Below are 21,502 nucleotides of genomic sequence, written 5' to 3'. Positions count from 1 at the left end.
TAGCATGGCCTCGCTTGATGGCAGGCTTGCCACTAGCATTAGCTGTGTCGTTCTTAGTTCTGCGTCCTGCCCATGCCACCGACGACGCGCCAGAGCGCGAGCAACTTGCCACACTCGTACGCCAGCTTGACCTGATCGACCGTCTGGCCGAGCATGCGGCCAGCACTGCTCCGCGGGAACGTGCCCACTACCACTTCAACTACGCCCGGCTGCGCGCCGACCTCAAGCGCATCCGCGCCGGCCTGCAGGACTACCTCGTCCCGCAGCGTGCCCAACCACGCGATCCCGCTCCGCTGGCTGGCGACTACGTACGCAGCGATGAACGGCAGGAGCCGTTGCCATGACACCTTCCGCCGATCAAGTCGCCGCCTTCCAGGCCAACGGCGGTTTCACGCCCGTGACCGTCTCCACCGTTGTCCTCGGCTTCGTCTTCGCCATCCTGTTGCTGTGGGGCGTGTGGGCGATGCGTACCGCCTATGTCGGTTGGGCCGAGAACCGGCTGACCCAGCGCCAGTTCCTCGGCGTGGTCGTGCGCTTCGTCGCGATGTACCTGGTGCTGAGTTTCTTCCTCCTGTCCTGACCACCACGAAAGGTTGAATCGCCATGAACCCTTCTTCGACTTCTCATCGCGCCGCGCGCATTGCCGCCGTACTCGCTCCGCTGGGCATCGCGGCCACGCCGCTGGCTTCGTTCGCTGCCGGCTTGCCGACCATGGAAGACCCGTCGCGCGGCGCGGGCAGCGGCATCATGCAGACGCTGCAGAACTACGGCTACGACATCGTGCTGCTGATCGCGCTGCTCGTGGTCGCCTCGATGTTCGTCGGGGTCTGCTACCACGCCTATACGCGCTATGCCGAAATCCACACCGGCCGCACCACGTGGGGCCAGTTCGGCCTGACGGTGGCGGTAGGCGCGATCCTGCTGGTCGTCGGCATCTGGCTGCTGACCAAGGCCACCGGCGTGCTCTGAGGGCCGGCACCGATGGCCGGCTCCCCGGAGAGTCCGCGCGACGGGCTCGTGACCTTCCTGCCGCATCGCCTGAACCGCCACCCGGTGGTCGTGCGCGGACTGACCGCCGACGAGCTGTGGGTCTGCGCTGGTCTGTCGGCCGTAGCTGGATTTCTGGCCGGCATACCGCTGGCCTGGCTCACGCACAGCATCGCCATGGTGCCGACGCTGATCGTCGTCGGCATCGGGCTCGGCGTGTTTGCGGGTAGCGGCTTCCTGCGCCGGCAAAAGCGCGGCCGGCCCGACATCTGGCTGTACCGCCAGCTCCAGTGGCGGCTCGCACTGCGCTATCCTGCCCTGGCGGCCCACGTGGGGGGACGGCAGCTCATCACCCGCTCGGGCTGGTGGACCACGCGGCGCCAGCGGCCTTCCACGTCCATCCGTCGAGGTGCTGCCCATCCTCCCTCGGGAAGGGCGTCACGCAGTGACAGGGGGGCTGTCCAGTGAGTCGGTTCAAGAACGAAGTCATGCACCTGCGGGCGCACGTCAAGACCTTGCGCCTCGGCGCCGCCGCGCTCTTCGTCGTGGCACTGCTGCTTGGGTTCGGCTGGTGGAGCGCGCCGAAGAGCCTGACCATCCACGTACCCCCGGACTTGCGCTCCGGCAGCACCCGCAAGTGGTGGGACGTGCCTCCAGAAAGCGTCTACGCCTTCACCTTCTACATCTGGCAGCAGGCCCAGCGCTGGCCAACCAACGGCGAGGAAGACTACCCGCGCAACCTCAAGGCGCTGTCTGCCTACCTCACGCCGAGTTGCCGCTCGTTCCTGCAGCAGGACTACGAATTCCGGCGCAGCAACGGCGAGTTGCGTCAGCGCGTGCGCGGTATCTACGAGATTCCCGGCCGGGGTTACGGCGACGATCCCACGTCGCGCGTCCAGGTCGTGTCGGCAAAGAACTGGATCGTCACCCTCGACGTGAGCGCCGACGAGTACCTGGGCTCCGAGCAAGTCAAGCGCGCACTGGTGCGCTACGCCTTGAAGGTCGAACGCATGGACGTCGATCCGGAGCGCAACCCCTTCGGCCTGGCCCTGGATTGCTACGCGAGCGCGCCGCAGCGCATTGAACCGGCGCCGGCACCTGCGCCGGCCGCCCAGCCCGCCGCAGCCAACCACCTGCAAGGAGGAGCCTCATGAAGCGCCTTGTCCTGCCGGCCCTGGCCGGCTTCCTGCTCAGCATGGGGCTCGTCTCCACCAGCCAGGCCGTGGAGATCCTGCGCTGGGAGCGTCTGCCCCTGGCCGTACCGCTCGTGGTCGGCCAGGAGCGCGTGATCTTCATCGACCGCAACGTGCGCATCGGCGTGCCGGAGAGCATCGGATCGCACCTGCGGGTGCAGAGCGCGGGCGGTGCGATCTACCTGCGCGCGAGCGAGCCGATTCCGCCGTCGCGACTGGAACTGCAGGATGCCGAATCCGGGGCGCTGATCCTGATCGACATTGCCGCCGAGCCGGCCAAGGCGGGCCAGCCGGCGCTGGAGCCCGTGCGCATCGTGGAAGCGGAGGCCCCCGCGAAGCGCTACGGCGGCAGTGCAGCAAGCGGCGCGGACCAGCAGGCAGAAGCGCCCGCAGACAAATCCGTTCCCCGGCGCGAAACGCCGGTATCGGTCGTGCTGACGCGCCATGCCGCGCAAAACTTGTACGCGCCGCTGCGCACCGTCGAGCCGGTCGCCGGCATCGGGCGCGTGAACCTGCGCCGCGGCCTCGCGCTGAGCACCTTGCTGCCCACGCTGCCGGTGCGCGCACAGGCGCTGGCCGCATGGCGGCTCGAAGACCAGTGGGTGACGGCCGTGAGGCTCACCAACACCTCCGCGCGCTGGCTGAACCTCGATCCGCGCGCCCTGCAGGGCGATTTCGTCGCGGCGACCTTTCAGCATGCGAGCCTGGGGCCCGCCGGCCAATCGGCCGACACCACCGTGGTCTACCTCGTCACCCGTGGCCATGGCCTGGCCGAGTCGCTGCTGCCGAAGGTCGCGCCGATCGACGCGGCGGTGAGTCTGCCGCCGGCAGCCGCAGCCGGCCAGGCCGAAGGAGGAGGCGCTCGCGATGAAGAGTAACCCTCTCCTCAAGTGGCTGCTGATCCCGATGGCGCTGCTGGTGATCTTCGTCGGCATCAAGCTGTTCTCGGGCGACCGCGGCGCCAAACCCGCGCAACCCGGCGCCGCCAATCCGCTCACGCCCGAGGAGATGAAGGCCCTGGGCATCGAGGGCGACACACCGCGCGACACCGTTGCCACGCTGGTCGCCCAGGTCAAGCAGTTGCGCAACGAGCTGCAGACCGCGCTCACCGACAACAAGAACCAGAAGGCCGAGAACGAACGCATGCGCGCCCGCGAGAGCGCGGTCGACCAGCGCATCCAGACTGCCCTGGACGGCGAGCGCGGCCGCCTGCAGCAGGACCGTGAGCAGGTCGCCAGCGACCGCCAGCAGACGCAGAGCCTGCTGCAGGACCTGCAGCGGCGCCTTGATGGCCTCACCGGCAAGGGCGGCCAGGCCGATCTGCCTGTCGGGCTGGGCCTGGAGGAAGGCGACGGCAAGAACTTCGGCGGCAGCTTGGGCAGCGGCGCTCGCGGCAGTAGCACGCGCTGGGTGGAGCCGGACGACGCCAAGCCACCGAAGAACGGCGCCGCGAGCAGCGGCCCAACATTTCCCACCAGCTTCGGACCCGCGCAGAAAGCCCTGACCAATACGGCCGACAGCGTTGCGAGCACCGTCGCCGATGCGGGCAGCCGCGCCATGGGTGCCTCCGCCAAGCCGGTCTACACGGTGCCGTCGAACTCGACGCTGATGGGGTCGATTGCCATGACGGCGCTGATCGGACGCGTGCCGATCGACGGCACGGTCAATGACCCGTACCCCTTTAAGGTGCTGATCGGGCCGGACAACCTGACCGCCAACGGCATCGACATCCCCGACGTGGCCGGCGCCGTGGTCAGCGGCACCGCCTCGGGCGACTGGACGCTCTCGTGCGTGCGCGGACAGATCCGTAGCGTGACCTTCGTGTTCCAGGACGGGACCATCCGCACCGTGCCGGAGAACAGTTCGCGCAGCCAGGGTGGCAACGGCGGCCAAACCGGCGGCAGTGCCACTCAGGGCGGCCTGGGCTGGATCAGCGATCCCTACGGCATCCCCTGCGTCTCCGGCGAGCGGCGCAGCAACGCCCAGCAGTACCTCGGCTCGCAGGCCCTGATCACCGCGGCCGGTGCCGGTGCGGCCTCGCTGATCAAGTCCGACAACGGCAGTATGGCGGTGGTCGCCAACAGCAACGGCTCGCTCGGCACGGTCGGCATCTCGGGCAACGAGGCCATGGGCCGCATCCTGGCCGGTGGCGTGCGCGACATGGCCGATTGGGTCAACAAGCTCTACGGCCAGGCTTTCGCCGCCATCTACGTGCAGCCCGGCGCGAAGGTCGCCGTCCACCTGGAGCAGCCCCTCAACATCGACTACGACGCCAAGGGGCGCCGGGTCAATCACCGCATCGGAGGCGCCCATGCGTCGGAACTGGACTGATACGGTCGTGGCAATGCTCGTGGCCACGGCGCTGGGCGGCTGTGCCACCAGCAAGGACAAGGTGCTGCCGCATGGCGATCACACCATGCTAGATGTCTGGAACCAGGAGACCGGCGGCAGCGCTGGCGGGGGCCAGCCGGCCCGGCAACTGCTCGATGCGCGCCAGGGCCTGCGCCGGCCGCTGATCGAGGCCGACGTGCAGGCCGCGCCCGCGAACAATGCGGCCTACACCCGCACGGCGGCCAACGAAATCTACCGCCAGTTCCACCGGCTGCCGAACCCGGACCTGGTGATGTACGTCTTGCCGCACCTGGCCGGCACCGACCCCGTGCCGGTGCCCGGTTACACCACGGTGTTTCCGCTCTACCAGCGGGTTCAGTACGCCATGCCGGGCGAGCGTCTGGAGGACTACTGATGACCTGGTCCGTTCCCTTCCTGCAGGCGCGCCCGGCCGAAACCCCAGCCGGCGCAGAGGCAGATGCCGACGACGCATGGACGCGGCACGTGTCGATGCTGGCTACGCATGGCATCAGCGAGCCCGGCAGTGCGCTGGCCGTCCGCCGCCGCAAGCCGGCCACCGAGGCGGACGCCCAGGCGCTCTACGGCGTGGCCCCGTCCTTCGCCGATCTGTTGCCCTGGGTGGAATACCTGAACGAGTCGAAGTGCATGCTGCTGGAAGACGGCCAGTCGGTCGCCGCGTTCTTTGAATTGGCGCCGGTCGGCACCGAGGGTCGCGAACTGGCCTGGCTGTGGCAGGCGCGCGATGCGCTGGAGAACGCGCTGCAAGACTCCTTCGACGAACTCGACGAGAACCCCTGGGTGGTCCAGCTCTACGCCCAGGACGAGGCGAACTGGGACGGCTATCTGCGCGGGCTGGCCAGCTACGTGCGGCCACGCGCCCGGGGCAGCGCCTTCAGCGAATTCTACCTGCGCTTCTTCGCCCACCACCTGCGCGCGATCGCCAAGCCCGGCGGCCTGTTCGAGGACACCACGGTGACACGCCTGCCATGGCGCGGCCAAGTCCGGCGCGTGCGCATGGTGGTCTACCGGCGTACCCCGACCACCGCGTCGTCGCGGCGCGGCCAGTCCCCCGGGCAGGCCCTGGCCACGATCTGCGACCGGCTCGCCGGCGGGCTCGCGAACGCGGGCGTGAAGGCGCGGCGCATGAACGCCGCCGACATCCACGACTGGCTGTTGCGCTGGTTCAATCCCCACCCGACGCTGCTGGGGCCGAGCGCCGAGGATCGGGAGCGCTTCTATGCGCTGACCCGCTATCCCGAGGAGACGGAAGAGGGTGAGATCGAGCTGGCCAGCGGCGACTTCGCGCAACGCCTGTTCTTCGGCCAGCCGGGCTCGGACGTGGGCAACGGCACTTGGCTCTTCGACGGCATGCCACACCGGGTGATCGTGATGGACCGCCTGCGCATGCCGCCGCCAACGGGCCACATCACCGGCGAGACCCGCAAGGGCGGTGATGCGGTCAATGCGCTGTTCGACCAGATGCCGGAAGACACGGTGATGTGCCTCACGCTGGTCGCCACGCCCCAGGACGTGCTGGAAGCGTACCTGAACCACCTGAGCAGGAAGTCGGTCGGCGAGACGCTCGCTTCGGAGCAGACCCGCCAGGACGTGCAGCACGCGCGCAGCCTGATCGGCAGCGCGCACAAGCTCTATCGCGGGGCGCTGGCGTTCTTCCTGCGCGGGCGCGATCTGGCGCAGCTCGACGCCCGCGGCCTGCAACTGGTCAATGTCATGCTCAATGCTGGTCTACAGCCGGTGCGCGAGGAAGACGAGGTGGCGCCGCTCAACAGCTACCTGCGCTGGCTGCCCTGCATCTTCGACCCGGCCCTCGACAGGCGCCAGTGGTACACCCAGCTCATGTTCGTGCAGCACGCCGCGAACCTCGCGCCGGTCTGGGGCCGCAGCCAGGGGACGGGGCATCCGGGCATCACCTTCTTCAACCGCGGCGGCGGACCGATCACCTTCGATCCCTTGAATCGCCTCGACCGGCAGATGAACGCGCACCTGTTCCTGTTCGGCCCCACCGGCTCGGGCAAGAGCGCCACGCTCAACAACATCCTGAACCAGGTGACGGCGATCTACCGGCCGCGCCTCTTCATCGTCGAGGCGGGCAACAGCTTCGGCCTCTTCGGCGACTTCGCGGCGCGGCTGGGCCTCACGGTGCATCGCGTAAAGCTCGCACCCGGCGCAGGGGTCAGCCTCGCCCCGTTCGCCGACGCACACCGCCTGGTGGAAACGCCCAGCCAGGTGCAGACGCTGGATGCTGATGACCTGGACGAAGACCGCGACGAGGTAGCGCAGGTCGCCGATGCCGACGAGCAGCGCGACGTGCTGGGCGAACTGGAGATTACCGCGCGGCTGATGATCACCGGTGGCGAGGACAAGGAAGAGGCTCGCATGACGCGCGCCGACCGCAGCCTGATCCGCCAGTGCATCCTCGATGCGTCTCAGCGCTGCGTGGCGGAGAAGCGCACCGTGCTCACGCGCGACGTGCGCGACGCGCTGCGCGAACGCGCCCGCGATGCGACGCTGCCGGAGGCACGGCGCACCCGGCTGCTGGAGATGGCCGACGCCATGGACATGTTCTGCCAGGGTGTCGACGGCGAGATGTTCGACCGTCCCGGCACACCCTGGCCCGAGGCCGATATCACGATCGTGGACCTGGCGACCTTCGCCCGCGAGGGCTACAACGCCCAGCTCTCGATTGCCTACATCAGCCTCATCAACTCGGTGAACAACATCGCCGAACGCGATCAGTTCCTCGGACGACCGATCATCAATGTCACCGACGAGGGCCACATCATCACCAAGAACCCGCTGCTCGCGCCCTACGTGGTCAAGATCACCAAGATGTGGCGCAAGCTCGGCGCCTGGTACTGGCTGGCGACCCAGAACATCGACGACCTGCCCAAGGCGGCCGAACCGATGCTCAACATGATCGAGTGGTGGATCTGCCTCTCCATGCCCCCGGACGAGGTGGAGAAGATCGCGCGCTTCCGCGAGCTGAACCCGGCGCAGAAGGCGCTGATGCTCTCCGCCCGCAAGGAGGCCGGCAAATTTAGCGAAGGCGTGATCCTCTCGAAGTCGATGGAGGTGCTGTTCCGCGCGGTGCCGCCCAGTCTGTACCTAGCGCTGGCCCAAACCGAGCCGGAGGAGAAGGCCGAGCGCTACCAATTGATGCAGCAGTACGGCATCGGCGAGCTGGATGCCGCCTTCAAAGTGGCCGAGAAAATCGACCATGCCCGCGGCATCGAGTCGCTGGCGCTCGATACGCTGGCGTGACGGGGAGGCGGCAATGCACCTGCCCGGATTCGTACGATCCCGCCGTTTCATTCTGCTCGCGTTGCTGACAGCCGCCTTGCTTCTGCTCGCCGCCTTGTCCTTCCTGCGCCCGCGTGCCACGGCACAAGTTGAAACCCGCCCTCTAAGCTCCACAGAGACGGTGCCGTCTGTACCTTCACCACCATCCAGGCCACCCTGGCGCTATGGCCGGCCCGATGCGCGTTTCACGGTGGTTGAGTATGCCGATCTGGAGTGTCCGTTCTGTCGAACCTATTTCCCGGTACTCAAGCACTGGATCGATGGACATCCAGAAATGAGCTGGCAATGGCATCACCTGCCGCTGGCCATGCATGAACCGGCGGCCTCCGCCGAGGCACGCCTGGTCGAGTGCATCGGTGAGGCCGGCGGCCCCGCCGCGTTCTGGCAGGCCGTAGACTGGGTCTACGCGAACACGCGTGGCGACGGGCAGGGGCTGCCCGAAGGGCTGCGCTATCCCGACCTCACGCCTGCCGCGCAGCAGTGTCTCGCCAGTGATCGGCCCGACGCGGTGATCCACGCCCAGGTTGAGGAGGCGGTAAAGAACGGCGTTTCCGCTACGCCGGCGCTGCAACTACGTGACCGGGAGACCGGCAAGGCTCTCTTGTTGCACGGCTCCGTCGAGGGCGATGCTCTGCTGTCTGCTCTCGATCTGCTCACTGCGAGCGGCACCACCGGCTTGCCATCGAAGGAAATGCCAGCCGACTCTGTCGGCGACATGCCCAGGTAGCCATCGATCTTCAAGGCTACGGTGCGGCTCGACCGCACTGATCGAACCCGTTCGCTTCGCATCCTCGCCTGCGAACAGCCGCCGCGTTTGTGGCGGTGGATGCCTCTTCTTCCTCTGTTCCATCCCCGTCGTCCTTTGGAGGGTTTGCCCTCCTGGGGCATACGCCCTCCAATCTCATCCATTGGAGGTTCGCCATGTCTTGTGTCGTCGCCGATTCCCGCCCGGAGTCGCTTACCCTGATCGCCGCCCAGCACGAAGGCTGGATCATCCAGCAGGCCATTAACTTGCTGGAGAAACGCATCTTCAAAGCCGGGGCGTTGCTGGACAGTCCTGCCGCCGTGCGTGACTACCTGCGCCTGAAACTGGTCGTGGAGCCCAACGAAGTCTTCGCTGTCGTGTTCCTCGACAGCCAGCACCAGGTGCTCGCCTACGAGCCGTTGTTCAAGGGTTCAGTCGACCAAACCTCGGTATACCCGCGGGTGGTCGTCCAGCGCGCCTTGGCCCTCAACGCGTCGGCGCTGATCCTGGCGCACCAGCATCCCTCTGGGGTGACCGAGCCTTCGACCGCTGATCGCTCGCTCACGGATCGACTCAAAGCCGCTCTGGCCATTGTCGATGTCCGGGTGGTGGACCACTTCATCGTCGGCAAGGGCAAGCCGTACTCCTTCGCTGAGGCCGGTCTGCTGTAGCTCCCCGCTGTCCCGGCATCCGCCGTTCATCCCAATGGGAGCCCTCGGGCTCCCATACTTTTGCAGCACTCCTGAAAAATGGGGACTCCCCGGCAACGGATTCTTTGTCGCTCCGCACACGCTCTTGGTTTCGACTACAGCCTGTATCGACCCCCCGGAGGCGCGACATGCTGTTTTCATCTCACGGCTTTCTTCCTGGCTCACCGTCGTGGCAATCCATGGCTGCCGTAGTGGTGACGGGGTTGTGCATGGTCTTGTTGAGCGGGGTAGCACTGGCCGACGTGCTGGTCGTAACCGACAGCCGTCACCCGATCCAGCGCATGGGTGGTGAACGTGTCATAGAACTGGACCTCCCAGCCCGGATCGAAGCCGAACTGTCGACGGGGCTACCGGCCGATCCGGGGCGGGCCGAGGCAATCATGCAGCAGCGATTGCGTGAGGGCAACGAGACGTTGCAACGCCACATTGGGCTTGCCTACCAGGATGTTGCCGAAGCTTGGGGCTTGGGTATCGTCAAGATTCCCGCAGTGGTGGTCGATCGACGCTACGTGATCTACGGCGAGCCCAACGTGGCGCGTGCCGCCGCCCGTATCGATGCCTATCGGAGCGCGCGGCCATGACCCGTCTGTCAACAGCGCCGTCCCAACGCTTGCGGACAGTCATGGCTTCGCTGTTGCTATGCGGAGCCACGTCGAGCTTCGCGCTGAACACGGCGACCATCACTTCATCGTCCTTGTCGCCTGATTGCCTGGAATACCGCGTTGTCGGTGTCTGCTACTGGTTGTTCTGCACCATGTTCGGTTGCTCGGTACGCACCTCGGTCAAGGTTCGCCACTACGTTCCCGATGCGGTGGTATCCAGCTATTCGAACACCGGCGCGAACCCGTGGGGGGAAGTGCGGGCGATGAGCACGCCCAATTCCATGGCGCAGGCCGGCGGCGATGGCACCACGAACCACGACAACGAGAACAACCTCGCCAAGTTCAAGAACGCCGATGTGATCGGGCATCCCGGTGGCTCGGTGTTCAGCCAGTTCGCCAGCGCTTCCGGCTACACCTGTCAGGGAGCCGGCGCAGCCTTCATGCCCTACCTGCTGAGCACGCTCGACACGCTGGCCTGGCGCTACTACATCCCCGAGATGGTGTTCCCGGAAGCGCTCATTCCCGGTATGCGTGAGATCGGAAGCTACGCCAGCGCCAACCTGTGGGGCAGCGTCTACCCACGCGGCGGCTTCCTGCATCAAACCGACGACTACAAGAGCGGCGCGGTGGTGGTGCAGCGCGCGGGTGACATCGTGACCCGGCGTGGTCAGATCCACGTTTATCAGCCGCTGCTTGCGAATGCGCGCGATGGCTACTGGCCGGCTGGGGCGTTGATGGAGGGCGACGCTTCCACCGGCAAGTGGCAGGAACTGACGCCCACACTTTCCAGCACTTGTGCCGTCTTCCCTCACAGCAACACGCGCGTACAAGCGCAGCAAGGCGACTACGCCTGGGCGCTGTGGCGGCCCTATGCCTGCTGCCAGCGCCGTGGGCAGGTTTTCCTCGGTAGCGTTGATTTCCAGTGAGGTGCCCGCGATGAAGGTGTCCTTTTCCCACATCACTCAGCGAGCCAGGCTCTACACCCTGGCCGTTGCGCTCGCCTGTGCCGTCATGGCAGCGGGCGTCGCTTGGGCGCAGACCCGCATCAATCCCAGGGGCGTCAGTGTGAATGGCAGCGTCATCGGCGACGACGTGCTCTACAGCATCGGTGGCGGCCGGGCCGTTTCCATGGGTGGTGCGGGAAACATGCAGAGCATCGGCGTCGGTGTCGGTTGGAACAGCAACCTGATCTGCGGAAACATGAGCATCACGACCACGCTGCAGAACCAGCTCAATGGCATCACCAACGGCTTCCAGGCGATCATGAGCACGGTGATCCAGAACGCCACCAGTGCCGTGGCGTCGCTGCCGGCGCTGATCATCCAGCGTGCCGATCCGGGCCTCTACAACCTACTCACCAACGGCGTCCTGCAGGCTCGCCTGGACTTCGACCGCTCGAAGATGACCTGCCGGGCCATCGCCAACCGCCTCGCGGACATGGCGGGCGGCCAGGCAGGCTGGGACCAACTCGCTGAGGGCATGGCGCTGCGCGATGCGGTGAGCAGCACCGATGCCGTGTCGGCCGTCGAGCAGGCCGAGTCGAACAGGGGCAACAACGGCGTGCCCTGGGTCGGCGGCGGCAACGCGGGCGGCTCGGGCCAGGGGTCGATCAAGGTGGTGGGCGACGTGACGCGCGCAGGCTACAACCTGCTCAACGGGCGCAGTGTGACGGACACCTCGTCGATCTCTCGCGCCACCTGCGGCAACCGGCTGACCTGCCAGACCTGGTCCTCGCCTGGTGCGGCTGCAGCCTGGGCGACGCGCGTGCTGGGCGAGCGTGAGCAGCGCACCTGCGAAAGCTGCACCAAGACCCAAACCACGCCCGGTGTCGGGCTCACACCGGTGATCCAGGAGGAGTACGAGACCAAGCTGCAGGCGTTGCAGGAACTGGTGACCGGCGCCAAGCCGACGACGGTGGCGAACCTGGAAGCGGCCGGCAGCAACTCGCTGCCGATCACCCGCGGCGTGATCGAGGCCCTGCGTGACGAGCCCGACCAGGATCTGCTGGGCAAGCGCCTGGCCTCGGAGGCGGCGCTGTCCAGCGTGCTGGAGAAGGCACTGCTGTTGCAGCGGACGCTGCTGACCGGCAAGAAGGAGCCCAACGTCGCGGCCAACGAGCTGGCCGTGAAGGCGGTCGATCAGGAGAACGGCGCGCTGGAGCAGGAGATCAGCAATCTCAAGACTGAACTCGAATTGCGGCGCACGCTGGCGGGCAACTCCGCGATGGCCATCGTCCAGCGCCACGGCACGCGCGCCGGCGGCTCGCGCGGCATCTTCGAGGGCGACACCACGCGCGACCGCCTCAAGGAAGTCCAGAAACCCCGGAGCACACCATGACCGGCCGCACGTGGCTGCGGCCTACGTGGCTGTTCAACCGCCGGGTGGGCGTCGCACTGCTGTGGGCGCTGCTGGTGGCCGGAATCGCGGTGGCAGTGAACGTCGCCGGCATTCATGTCGTCGGCGGTATTGATGGCTGGGAGCGCTGGCTGCACGCGCATTCCGCCCACTTCCTCGTCTGGCGGCTTTTTCTCTACGCGGCGACGGCCTATGGCTGGTGGTGGATGCGGAAGCGCCTGCGGCAACGCGAGCCGTCAGCCGAAACGCATCACCGCCTGCTGCGCGTCGAGATCGCGGCCGTGACGACCATCGTACTGCTCGAAGGCAGCCAACTGCTGCGCCATGGCTGAGGCGGGGAGGATGTCATGACCCTCTACACGACCGACTACCTCGAGTATTACCTGACCCTGGTGGGCTGGCTGGTCAACAACGGCATCTGGAACATCCTCGTCGCCAGCGGCGTGTTCGCGCTCCCGTTCGTCGCCATCGTGATCCAGGAGTGGCTGCGGGCGCGCGCGGAAGGCGCGGACGAGGGCAACAAAGGTGTGCTGTCCTCGATGCGCATCGAGAACCGCGTCTGGGTGGCGATCGTGGTCATCATGTTCGCCGGCATCCCCTTCATTCCGGTGGACCTGAGCACGATCCGCTTCGATACGAGCCGCTCCGCGCAGTGCCAGGTCAGCGTTCCGCAGCCGGCGGACACGGGCTGGTCCAACGCCTACACCACGCTCAACAACCAGAGCGCGCTGGTGCCGGTGTGGTGGTTCTTCATGCACGCCATCTCCAAGGCCGTCACCGGGGCTGCGGTGGCGGCGATCCCCTGCGGGACCGATCTGCGGCAGATGCGCATGGACGTCGATTCCACCCGCATCGACGACCCGGTACTGGCCCAGGAGGTCGGGGATTTCGTGCACGACTGCTATGGGCCTTCGCGCGCCAAACTGTTCATGAACCGGCCGACGCTCTCCGACGAGCAGATGAACGACGTGACTTGGATCGGTTCGAGCTACTTCCTCGACGCGCCCGGCTTCTACGACACCTACCATTCGAGCACGCCGCGCACGGCTTGGCCCTACGATGCCACCCGCGACGCGGGGCTGGCCCAGGTGGACAGCGGCGGCGGCTATCCGAGCTGCCGGCAGTGGTGGTCCGACGGCAACAGCGGGCTACGCGCCCGCCTGCTGGCCCAGGTCGATCCCGATCTGCTCTCCCGTATCGGCCGCTGGGCGGGGTTCCTGTCGCAGAACGAGGTCAACGACTCGGTGATCCGCGCCGTCGTCTCACCCAGGCAGCAGAAGATGAACCAGGGCGCCGTCTACACCGACTACGGCGGCCAGATCGAGAAGACGCTGCCCAACATCGTGACCCGCGGTGCCGGCGACCTCGGGATGGCCGTCGGCTCGCTGGGCTTCTTTCCGGCCATGGATGTGGTCCGCCAGGCGTTGCCGATGGTGCTGTCGCTGCTCAAGATGGCGCTCGTCATCTGCATCCCGCTGGTGCTGCTCTTCGGCACCTACGAGCTGAAGGCCCTGGTCGCGGTGAGCTGCGTAGAGTTTGCGCTGTTCTTCGTGGACTTCTGGTTCCAGCTCGCGCGCTGGCTCGACAGCACGATCCTCGATGCGCTCTATGGCTGGGGCTTCGGCGCGAGCCGGCCGCATTCGAACTTCGATCCCCTGATCGGCCTGAACAACGCCTTCGGGGACATGCTGCTGAACTTCGTCATGGCGACGATGTTCATCGTGCTTCCGGGCTTTTGGGTGACGGCCCTGGGATGGGTGGGCATCCGCGCCGGCAATGCGCTTCAGGGGCTGTCGGAAGGCACGAAATCAGCAGGCCAAGCCGGATCAAGGGGCACGGGCACCGTGGTTCGGGCAGCCAAGTAACTACCTACCGCTCATCATCAAAGCGGGGGTCTGGATCGTCGTCGTAGTTGATTGGATCGTAGAAAACACTGCGCTTGTGATCCGCTTGATCGCCGATCGCCCATTCCTCCGCTTCGCCGGGAGCGGCGTTCCGTGCCGTCCAACCCGCAAACACGGCGATCATGATCAACATCGCAAGCCAGAGCGCGACGTAAATCAGCACGCCGAATGCAACGAGCTTGAGGATCAGCAACACCCCTCGGGCGGCAACAGGCGCCAATCCTTGCGCCACCAGCCAGTCGTGCGCTTGGCGGTCCAGACGCACACAAGCCCGCCACATCCGGCCCAGTGTCCGGCCAGCGCGTTCCGCGAAAGTGGTCTGTGCAGCGAGCTTCATGGTGGCTACCTCATGGCCGTCCTATGGGTTCTCACTCGGCACCCGCTCCAAGGGATCGTCGATTGGATCCATCGTGGATTTTTCAAAGATCGTTTGAAACTCCATGCGACATCCAATCAACGTTCCTTCGATGCCCATTCCGCCTGGCTCGTTGCTACAAGCGCCGCCCAGTCGTCGGGCGGATTGCCACGTCCGAGCATCTTCTCGAACACCGCATAGGGATCGGATTCGCTGCCAGCCGATCGCAAGGTCTGTTCGTCGTTGACCCAGGCAAACACGATCGCCTTCGCCTTGGAGTCGTAGCGGAAGAACAGGCGGAATCGCCGCCCGATCTTTGCGCGCCGCCAGTGACGGTACGCCGGTCCCAGGGTGTTGCCCTGGCGGTACTCGTCCCGTGAGGGATCGCTCGGCACGACCTCCATGATCAACTGGCTCAGCGCCCGAAACAGCTTGACGTTGGCGTTGCCCTCGAACCCTTGCGGGTCGTTCTGTTCGGCCCGTTCTGCGGCCGCCTGCAGCTTGCGCAACTGCTCGATCACGCCCTCGTGGAACAAGAGCGTCCAACCGTGCCGCTGCATCAGAGCGCCACTTCGCCGTCGATGTCTTCATCGAGATTGACCGCGTGGCCGGCACTCGCCAACATGACCCGGGCCAGATCATCCGGGAGGGACTGGACATGCCGGCCGGCCCGAATGTCGGCCTCCAGCAGGCCCAGGAAGGCCTCGATGGCCGGGTCTTCGTGCTCGGCGTCCGCGCGGGTCACGATGACTTCGCCTCCGCGCAGGTCGAAGGCCACTTTTCCGCCGGCGTCCACGCCCAGTGCCTGCCGGATGGGCTTGGGCAGTGTGATCTGGCCCTTGGAGGTCAGCGTGGCGACTTCATGGATCTCAGGCATGGATGTTCTCCTGATGACAACACTTGCATGGTAAGGAATTTTCCTTACATCGTCAATCTGCCTGAGCATGGGGCCTCCATCCAGTTGAAAGAGAAGGCCCCATCGTAGCCCCGGCACAGGCGCCTTCCCGCCAGAATCCGATTTGGGCCAGTCCCGCATTGGCTGTGGCTCGGCTACCTTCGCTGCTCTATACCAAAGACTTTCCGACAAAGGACAAAGGGCTGGGAAGGGGCAAGGGAACGGGGTCAAGGGGAAAGGCCCTACCCGAAAGGGCCAAGAGGCTCCCCCGAACAGCCCGCCATCCAGGATTCGCCATGCTCTCGCTGTTCCAACGCAAACGGATGCCACCTGCCACCGCAGTGACGCCCACTCCCTCCGCCGAGCCCCCCAAAGGGCTGACGCGGACGGAATCGGCCGCATCACTGCTGGCGACACCGCGCCGGCAGAAGCTGCTGGAACACATCTGGCAGCGCACGTCCGTCTCCCGTGACCAGTTCGCCACGCTGTATCGGGCGCCACTGGAGCGCTACGCCGAGCTGGTCCAGAATTTTCCAGCCTCGGAAAGCCACCACCACGCCTACCTGGGCGGCATGCTGGACCACGGCCTGGAAATCGTGGCCTACGCGCTGAAGCTGCGACAGTCCCATCTCCTGCCGGCCGGCGCCACGCCGGAAGCCCAGGCCGCCCAGGCCGAGGCCTGGACTGCGGGCATCGCCTACGCGGCACTGCTGCACGACGTCGGCAAGGTCGCCGTCGACCTGCATGTCGAGTATGCCGACGGCACGATCTGGCATCCCTGGCATGGTCCGCTCCGGAAGCCGTACCGCTTCCGCTACCACAAGGCACGCGAATACCGGCTGCACAGCGCAGCTACCGGGCTGCTCTACGCCCGACTGCTCGACGCCGGTATCTTCGACTGGCTCAGCGTGTATCCGGACCTGTGGTCGGCACTCCTGTACGTGCTGGCCGGCCAGTACGAGCATGCCGGCATGCTCGGGGAATTGGTCGTGCAGGCCGACCAAGCCTCGGTCGCCCAGGCGCTGGGTGGTGATCCGGCCAAGGCGCTGGCGGCACCCCGCCATGCGCTCCAACGCAAGCTCCTCGACGGATTGCGCTACCTGCTCAAGGAAGAGTTCAAACTGAACCAGCCCCAGGCCTCGGACGGATGGCTGACCCAGGATGCACTGTGGCTGGTCAGCAAGACGGTCTCGGACAAGCTGCGCGCCCATCTGCTGGCCCAGGGCATCGATGGCATCCCGTCCAGCAACACCGCCGTCTTCAACGTGCTGCAGGACCATGGCATTGCGCAACCGACGCCAGAGGGCAAGGCCATCTGGAAGGCGACCATCACCAGCGACGCGGGCTGGTCTCACACCTTCACGCTCCTGCGCCTCGCACCGTCGCTGATCTGGGAAGGCAATGAGCGGCCCACACCGTTCGCCGGCACAGTGATGGTGGTGCAGGACGAGGGGGAAGCAACTGTTTCCGCATCGTTGCCCGCCGTACCGGACTCGGTCGCCCCCGAGCCTCTGTCGGCGCAGCCAGCCGGCGAAGGCGTCGAGGCGCTTCTGGATCTGCTCGACATTCCAGATATGGCGTCGGCTGTTCTCTCGTCGACCACCGAAATGTTTTCTCCAACCCTGGAAGAGCCGCCTCTTGAGTCAGGTGAGTCAAGGTTACCGCTCGACTCGGCGACGCCTGCGTCGATTCCAGGATTGGAGGAAACGCCGTCAGGCGAGCATTTCGTCGCCTGGCTGCGCCGGCATATCGAAGAGCGCAAGCTCATCATCAATGACACCAAGGCACTGGTGCATACGGTCGCCGATACCGTCTATCTGGTCAGCCCCGGCGTGTTCCAGCGTTACGCTCAGGAACATCCAAGAACCGCCTTCCTTGCCAGGCAAGACCAACTGGCCGATTGGCAATGGGTGCAAAAACGCTTCGAGAAGCTGCAATTGCACCGCAAGCAGCAGAATGGTCTGAACATCTGGATATGCGCAGTCACAGGGCCGCGGAAATCGCGGAGACTCCACGGCTACCTGCTGGAAGACCCGCGAGTCCTGTTCAGCGATATGCCACCGAACAACCCTTACCTGTCGGTATCTGCTGCCGCCGATCCTGTGTAGGAAGGCACCTATCGGCAACCCACCCATGAATCACGGAGCGAGTCCAACGTACGAGATCGTCCAAAGGAAGGTCACCACGATGATGCAGCCGCCAGTGACGCATGGTCTCCCGCATCGCTTTCGCCGCTCTGTCACTCACGGCAGGAGAGAAACTGACGAAGAGCCCGCCCCTGCAAGCCGACTTCGAGGGGCCTCCCCTCATCTTTGGTAAAGCATCGCTTCTACCTCGCCATTGGCGGTTGCGTTCGTAGCACACGATGCCCTGGTACTTGGCAATGAGAACCTGTTCGCCGGGCTCGGCGCGGGATGCCAACGTCCATAGTGTCACCATCGAAATTGGTGGGCACGATCTTCAGCGGATGACCGCGCCATGGGACAGGTGAGTTTTCCGGGCGCTTACGCTATGTCGGCCAGCCATTCGCTCATGCCGTTGAGGAATGGCTTGGCGCTGAAGTCCAAATCGCCAAGCACAGCGAGTTGCATTCCTTTGCCGTCATGCCTCAGCGATGGGTCGTCGAGCGGTCATTCGCCTGGATCGAGAAATGCCGCCGCCACTGGAAAAACTGCGAGCGGAAACTCAACACCAGCTTGCAGTTCGTCCACTTGGCCTTCATCGCACTACTGCTCAAAGGATTGTGAACAGGTTCTCAGTAGGCTGGATGGTGCAAACCACATCTGACAGAGATATACTGATCGTTCGTTAAGTTTATCGGAAGGGCCACCAATCTATGATCCGCCAGCCGATTAGGATCATTCGCAAGCGAAAAACGCGGGAAGAGATTCTTGAGCTATCGACGCCTTTGTTTGCGCGGCACGGTTATGACGGCGTCTCGATGCGCGATATCGCTGCCGCCGTCGGCCTCACCCAGGCGGCGCTTTACTACCACTTCGCCGACAAGAACCAGCTCTATCTCGATGCGGTGGCCTACGAATTCCGGGAAAGAGTGGCCGCACTGAAAGACATGCTGGCCGGCAACGGCACCCCATGGAAACGGCTTGAATGCTTTGTTGCGGGGCTCGCCCGGATGATGGCCTCGGACAAGGACTTTCTGCGGCTGGTGCAGTGGGTACTGCTGGACACCAACGAGGCGCGTCAGAGTACCTTGGCCAAACAGGTATTCAGGGACATGTTCGTTGCCGTCCACGATCTCGCCAGCGAGTTGGACCCACATGTGGATGCCCACCTGCTCGCGATGTCGATCTTTGGCCTGGTGATCTTCCATTTCCAAGCCGGTGCAACCCGTAAGTTCATGCCAGGACGCCGGCCCCAGCAGGACAACCCCGAGGTATTGGCACGCCACGTATGCGATCTGCTGCGAGGGAGGCTGGCCTCAGCCGATGGGGAGGCACGCTGAGGATGGGGCGCCTGGACAAGCTCATACCGATACCCGGCCCCGCACACGCCGGATTTTCCACACTCTCACTTTGAAAAGGAGCAGCGACCATGGCCAAATCCACTTCCACTTCGAATGCGGCGCAGGAATCCGTTGCGGAGAAGAATCCGCCCGTCACCGCCGAGGAACGCTATCGAATGATCGCGGAGGCCGCCTATTTTCGCGCGGAAAAGAGCGGCTTTGTGGGCGGCAACGTGGCAGAGGACTGGCTGGAGGCCGAGGCCGAGATCGACCGGATGCTCAAGGAGCAGGGACGTCTTCCCTCCATGACGCCAGAGGAACTCGAGCAACGCGTACAAGGCGCACTTGCCACCGACCCGGCCGCGATCGCCTCTCAGGTGCGTGCGATCACGCTCGATGCTCTCACGCGCGGGCATCTTGATGCCGATGCACTCAAACGCGTGACGGCGGCCGTGGTCAGAGGCGCCCGCGAAGGCGCCGTGCCGCTCGGGGAACGCGGCGGACAAGCGCTGAAAGAGGCGATGCGCGGTCTGGACGAGGCGCTGGCCGGAGCAGCGGAGGCCGCACAATTGGCCATTCAGGAGGCCACGGGTCGCACCAGTGAGTTCTCCCGGCAGGGGCTGAAGCAGGCGGCGGACGAACTGGCCACGCTGCAGACGCTGTTCATCGAAACGCTGCAGGACGCAGCGCGCGATACCCGGGGCACCGTCCAGGCCACCTTCACCGAGCTTGCCGAACATGCCCGCGGCAGTGGCTCGGCCGTCGGCCAACGTACCCGGATCGCGCTCGAGCAACTGACCCAGGCCGTTACGGCAGGTGCGCGGGATCAGGCCAAGAAAGGGGCGGAGGTCGTGCGCCATGAAGCCGCGCTGCTGGCCGGTCTGGCCGCCGGCCTGCTCCAAGGCATCGCTGCCCGTCTGGAATCGAAAAATACGGGCAAGGACGTTTGATGCTATGGCAAGCGATCGGCGCCGTCCGCGACCTGGGCCGCCTGCATGACATCGCCTCAGTCCTGATCCGCTACGGCTTCGGCGATCTGGTGCGGCGGATCGGCATGGCGGGCGCCCTGGAACGTGCCGGCCGCGCCCTGCACTGGCACGAACCGGAGGAACTGGCGCGGCTGGAGCCGCCGGCCCGCGTGCGCCGGGCGCTGGAGGAGCTGGGGCCGAGCTTCGTCAAGCTGGGGCAGATCCTCGCCACCCGCGTAGATCTGTTCCCGCCGGAATGGATCGCCGAGTTCAGCAAGCTGCAGGACGCAGCGCCCGCCATCCCTTTCGCCGAGCTGCTGCCGCAACTGACGGAGGACCTGGGCGAGCCGCCCGAGGCCATCTTTCCGCGCCTGGAGATGCAGGCGCTGGCGGCGGCCTCGCTGGCCCAGGTGCATCGCGCCTGGCTGGCTGACGGCACGGCGGTCATCCTCAAGGTGCGGCGCCCCGGCATCCGGCCGATCGTGGAGGCTGACCTGCGCCTGCTGGCCCGTCTCGCCGAGATCGTCGAGGCGGAAGCGCCCGAGTTGCGCCGCTACCGGCCGCGGGAGGTGGTGCGCCATTTCACCCTGTCGCTGCGCCGCGAACTGGATTTTTCCGCCGAGGGCCGCAGCGCCGAGCGCATCGCCGCCAACTTCGCCGCCCACCCCGAGATCGTCGTTCCCCGCATCCACTGGCCGTGGACCGGCGGGCGGCTCAATGTGCAGGACTATGTCGAGGGCATTGCCGGCCGCGACCTGGCCGCCGTGGACGCGGCCGGCCTCGACCGCAGGCTGCTGGCCCGTCGCGGTGCCCGGGCCGTGCTCAAGATGATGCTCGAAGATGGCTTCTTCCACGCCGACCCGCATCCCGGTAACGTTTTCTACCTGCCGGACAACCGCATCGCCTTCATTGACTTCGGCATGGTCGGGCGCCTTTCCGAGGAGCGCCGCTATCAGCTGGCCGTGCTGTTGCACGGTCTCGTCAGCCACGATGCGGAGAAGGTGGCCGAAGTGCTGCTGGACTGGAGCGGCGGCGCCGAGATCGACAGCGAGACCTTGCAGCCCGAGATCGACGCCTTCGTCGACCAGTATCACGGCGTGCCGCTCAAGAACCTCGATCTGGGCGCTATGCTCTCCGACCTGGTCGCCATCCTGCGCGAGCACGGCCTCACCCTGCCGCCCGACCTGGCGCTGCTGATCAAGGCCTTCATCGCCCTGGAGGGACTGGGGCGCCAGCTCGACCCCGACTTCGACATGGCGGGCGAGGCTACGCCGTTTCTCGAACGGGTGCTGCTCGCCCACGCCGCGCCCGGCGCCCTGGTCTGGCGCGGCTGGCGCGCCTTGCGCGACACGCTTGCCCTCGTCGCCGGGCTGCCGCAAGACCTGCGCCAGCTCCTGCGCGCCGCGCGGCGCGGCAAGCTCCTGGTGCAAGTCGAGGTCCTGCCCCTCAAGCATTTCGGCGACCGTCTCGACCGCGCCGCCAGCCGCCTGGCGATCAGCGTCGTCACCGCCGCCCTGATCATCGGCTCGGCCATCGTCATGACCGTCGAGCGCGAGCCCGGCCTGCCATCTTTCGGCTTGCTCGGCTTCATCGCCGCCGTCATCGGCGGCATCTGGGTGCTGTTCTCCATCTGGCGTGGCGGCAAGGGCTAG

The 21,502-nt window shown here is 65.9% G+C and carries 23 protein-coding genes and 1 pseudogene; 21 read left to right on the top strand and 3 right to left on the bottom strand.

Translation table 11 applies throughout. The features are described from left to right. Positions 1-44: 44 nt before the first annotated feature. The 16 genes from ETQ85_RS02845 to ETQ85_RS02770 all read left to right on the top strand — a co-directional run bounded on the left by ETQ85_RS02845 (position 45) and on the right by ETQ85_RS02770 (position 14,130). Positions 45-344 carry an integrative conjugative element protein, RAQPRD family gene (locus ETQ85_RS02845; protein ID WP_425290199.1) on the top strand — a complete coding sequence of 100 codons (300 nt, stop codon included), beginning with the start codon at positions 45-47 and terminating at the stop codon, positions 342-344. After that, positions 341-580: a TIGR03758 family integrating conjugative element protein gene (locus ETQ85_RS02840; protein ID WP_076600395.1), complete on the top strand. Its 240-nt coding sequence runs from the start codon at positions 341-343 to the stop codon at positions 578-580. Before ETQ85_RS02845 ends, ETQ85_RS02840 begins: the two co-directional genes overlap by 4 nt. A gap of 23 nt (positions 581-603) precedes the next feature. Continuing rightward, entirely contained in the window at positions 604-969 is a 366-nt protein-coding gene (locus ETQ85_RS02835) for a TIGR03745 family integrating conjugative element membrane protein (protein ID WP_076600394.1), read from the top strand. A 12-nt stretch (positions 970-981) separates the two neighbouring features. Continuing rightward, the gene (locus ETQ85_RS02830; protein ID WP_076600393.1) at positions 982-1,455 is read left to right on the top strand and encodes a TIGR03750 family conjugal transfer protein; all 474 of its coding nucleotides are present in this window, start codon (positions 982-984) and stop codon (positions 1,453-1,455) included. Next, the gene (locus ETQ85_RS02825) at positions 1,452-2,141 is read left to right on the top strand and encodes a PFL_4703 family integrating conjugative element protein (protein ID WP_076600392.1); all 690 of its coding nucleotides are present in this window, start codon (positions 1,452-1,454) and stop codon (positions 2,139-2,141) included. The genes ETQ85_RS02830 and ETQ85_RS02825 overlap by 4 nt, the downstream gene beginning before the upstream one ends. Beyond that, positions 2,138-3,058, top strand: a complete 921-nt coding sequence (locus tag ETQ85_RS02820) for a TIGR03749 family integrating conjugative element protein (RefSeq protein WP_076600391.1) — start codon at positions 2,138-2,140, stop codon at positions 3,056-3,058. Before ETQ85_RS02825 ends, ETQ85_RS02820 begins: the two co-directional genes overlap by 4 nt. Further along, positions 3,048-4,511, top strand: coding sequence for a TIGR03752 family integrating conjugative element protein (locus ETQ85_RS02815; RefSeq protein WP_076600390.1), 1,464 nt, complete (start codon positions 3,048-3,050; stop codon positions 4,509-4,511). Before ETQ85_RS02820 ends, ETQ85_RS02815 begins: the two co-directional genes overlap by 11 nt. Continuing rightward, on the top strand, positions 4,492-4,926 hold the full coding sequence (locus ETQ85_RS02810; protein ID WP_148577567.1) for a TIGR03751 family conjugal transfer lipoprotein: 435 nt from the start codon (positions 4,492-4,494) through the stop codon (positions 4,924-4,926). The genes ETQ85_RS02815 and ETQ85_RS02810 overlap by 20 nt, the downstream gene beginning before the upstream one ends. Continuing rightward, positions 4,926-7,814 (top strand): conjugative transfer ATPase, encoded by a 2,889-nt coding sequence (locus ETQ85_RS02805; RefSeq protein ID WP_076600388.1) that lies wholly within the window; start codon positions 4,926-4,928, stop codon positions 7,812-7,814. The genes ETQ85_RS02810 and ETQ85_RS02805 overlap by 1 nt, the downstream gene beginning before the upstream one ends. Then, positions 7,738-8,580: a DsbA family protein gene (locus tag ETQ85_RS02800; protein WP_425473118.1), complete on the top strand. Its 843-nt coding sequence runs from the start codon at positions 7,738-7,740 to the stop codon at positions 8,578-8,580. The genes ETQ85_RS02805 and ETQ85_RS02800 overlap by 77 nt, the downstream gene beginning before the upstream one ends. 194 nt (positions 8,581-8,774) lie before the next feature. Further along, positions 8,775-9,269: a RadC family protein gene (radC, locus tag ETQ85_RS02795; protein ID WP_076600386.1), complete on the top strand. Its 495-nt coding sequence runs from the start codon at positions 8,775-8,777 to the stop codon at positions 9,267-9,269. A gap of 167 nt (positions 9,270-9,436) precedes the next feature. Next, on the top strand, positions 9,437-9,889 hold the full coding sequence (locus ETQ85_RS02790; protein WP_076600385.1) for a TIGR03757 family integrating conjugative element protein: 453 nt from the start codon (positions 9,437-9,439) through the stop codon (positions 9,887-9,889). Then, positions 9,886-10,836, top strand: a complete 951-nt coding sequence (locus tag ETQ85_RS02785; RefSeq protein ID WP_076600384.1) for a TIGR03756 family integrating conjugative element protein — start codon at positions 9,886-9,888, stop codon at positions 10,834-10,836. Before ETQ85_RS02790 ends, ETQ85_RS02785 begins: the two co-directional genes overlap by 4 nt. Before the next feature lie 85 nt (positions 10,837-10,921). After that, positions 10,922-12,247 carry an integrating conjugative element protein gene (locus ETQ85_RS02780; RefSeq protein ID WP_235943303.1) on the top strand — a complete coding sequence of 442 codons (1,326 nt, stop codon included), beginning with the start codon at positions 10,922-10,924 and terminating at the stop codon, positions 12,245-12,247. Continuing rightward, positions 12,244-12,597, top strand: coding sequence for a hypothetical protein (locus ETQ85_RS02775; protein WP_076600383.1), 354 nt, complete (start codon positions 12,244-12,246; stop codon positions 12,595-12,597). Before ETQ85_RS02780 ends, ETQ85_RS02775 begins: the two co-directional genes overlap by 4 nt. Before the next feature lie 15 nt (positions 12,598-12,612). Continuing rightward, positions 12,613-14,130: a conjugal transfer protein TraG N-terminal domain-containing protein gene (locus tag ETQ85_RS02770; RefSeq protein WP_076600382.1), complete on the top strand. Its 1,518-nt coding sequence runs from the start codon at positions 12,613-12,615 to the stop codon at positions 14,128-14,130. Between the two features lie 4 nt (positions 14,131-14,134). Here ETQ85_RS02770 and ETQ85_RS02765 read toward each other — a convergent pair whose 3' ends face one another. From ETQ85_RS02765 to ETQ85_RS02755, 3 genes are all read right to left on the bottom strand, one after another. Continuing rightward, positions 14,135-14,506, bottom strand: a complete 372-nt coding sequence (locus ETQ85_RS02765; RefSeq protein WP_076600381.1) for a DUF3742 family protein — start codon at positions 14,504-14,506, stop codon at positions 14,135-14,137. Between the two features lie 116 nt (positions 14,507-14,622). Then, entirely contained in the window at positions 14,623-15,084 is a 462-nt protein-coding gene (locus ETQ85_RS02760; RefSeq protein ID WP_076600380.1) for a type II toxin-antitoxin system YhaV family toxin, read from the bottom strand. Further along, on the bottom strand, positions 15,084-15,401 hold the full coding sequence (locus tag ETQ85_RS02755) for a type II toxin-antitoxin system PrlF family antitoxin (RefSeq protein ID WP_076600379.1): 318 nt from the start codon (positions 15,399-15,401) through the stop codon (positions 15,084-15,086). Before ETQ85_RS02755 ends, ETQ85_RS02760 begins: the two co-directional genes overlap by 1 nt. 314 nt (positions 15,402-15,715) lie before the next feature. On the opposite strand from ETQ85_RS02755, the gene mobH reads away from it, so the two are divergent. The 5 genes and pseudogenes from mobH to ETQ85_RS02725 all read left to right on the top strand — a co-directional run bounded on the left by mobH (position 15,716) and on the right by ETQ85_RS02725 (position 21,502). After that, positions 15,716-17,527: a MobH family relaxase gene (gene mobH, locus ETQ85_RS02750; protein ID WP_076600378.1), complete on the top strand. Its 1,812-nt coding sequence runs from the start codon at positions 15,716-15,718 to the stop codon at positions 17,525-17,527. Positions 17,528-17,929: 402 nt separating this feature from the next. Further along, positions 17,930-18,166: pseudogene (locus ETQ85_RS02745) on the top strand (transposase); the annotation flags it as partial. 89 nt (positions 18,167-18,255) lie between these two features. Next, positions 18,256-18,882 (top strand): TetR/AcrR family transcriptional regulator, encoded by a 627-nt coding sequence (locus ETQ85_RS02740; RefSeq protein ID WP_148577566.1) that lies wholly within the window; start codon positions 18,256-18,258, stop codon positions 18,880-18,882. An 89-nt stretch (positions 18,883-18,971) separates the two neighbouring features. Continuing rightward, positions 18,972-19,832: a DUF2934 domain-containing protein gene (locus ETQ85_RS02730; protein WP_211164045.1), complete on the top strand. Its 861-nt coding sequence runs from the start codon at positions 18,972-18,974 to the stop codon at positions 19,830-19,832. Beyond that, a complete protein-coding gene (locus tag ETQ85_RS02725) occupies positions 19,832-21,502 on the top strand; it encodes an ABC1 kinase family protein (RefSeq protein ID WP_148577565.1) in 1,671 nt (556 codons plus the stop codon). Before ETQ85_RS02730 ends, ETQ85_RS02725 begins: the two co-directional genes overlap by 1 nt.

Origin of the sequence: Zoogloea oleivorans (assembly GCF_008107625.1) — a bacterium.
Lineage (GTDB): Bacteria > Pseudomonadota > Gammaproteobacteria > Burkholderiales > Rhodocyclaceae > Zoogloea > Zoogloea oleivorans.
The sequence above is the reverse complement of the archived record's forward strand: the minus strand, read 5'-3'. Positions and strand labels throughout refer to the sequence as shown.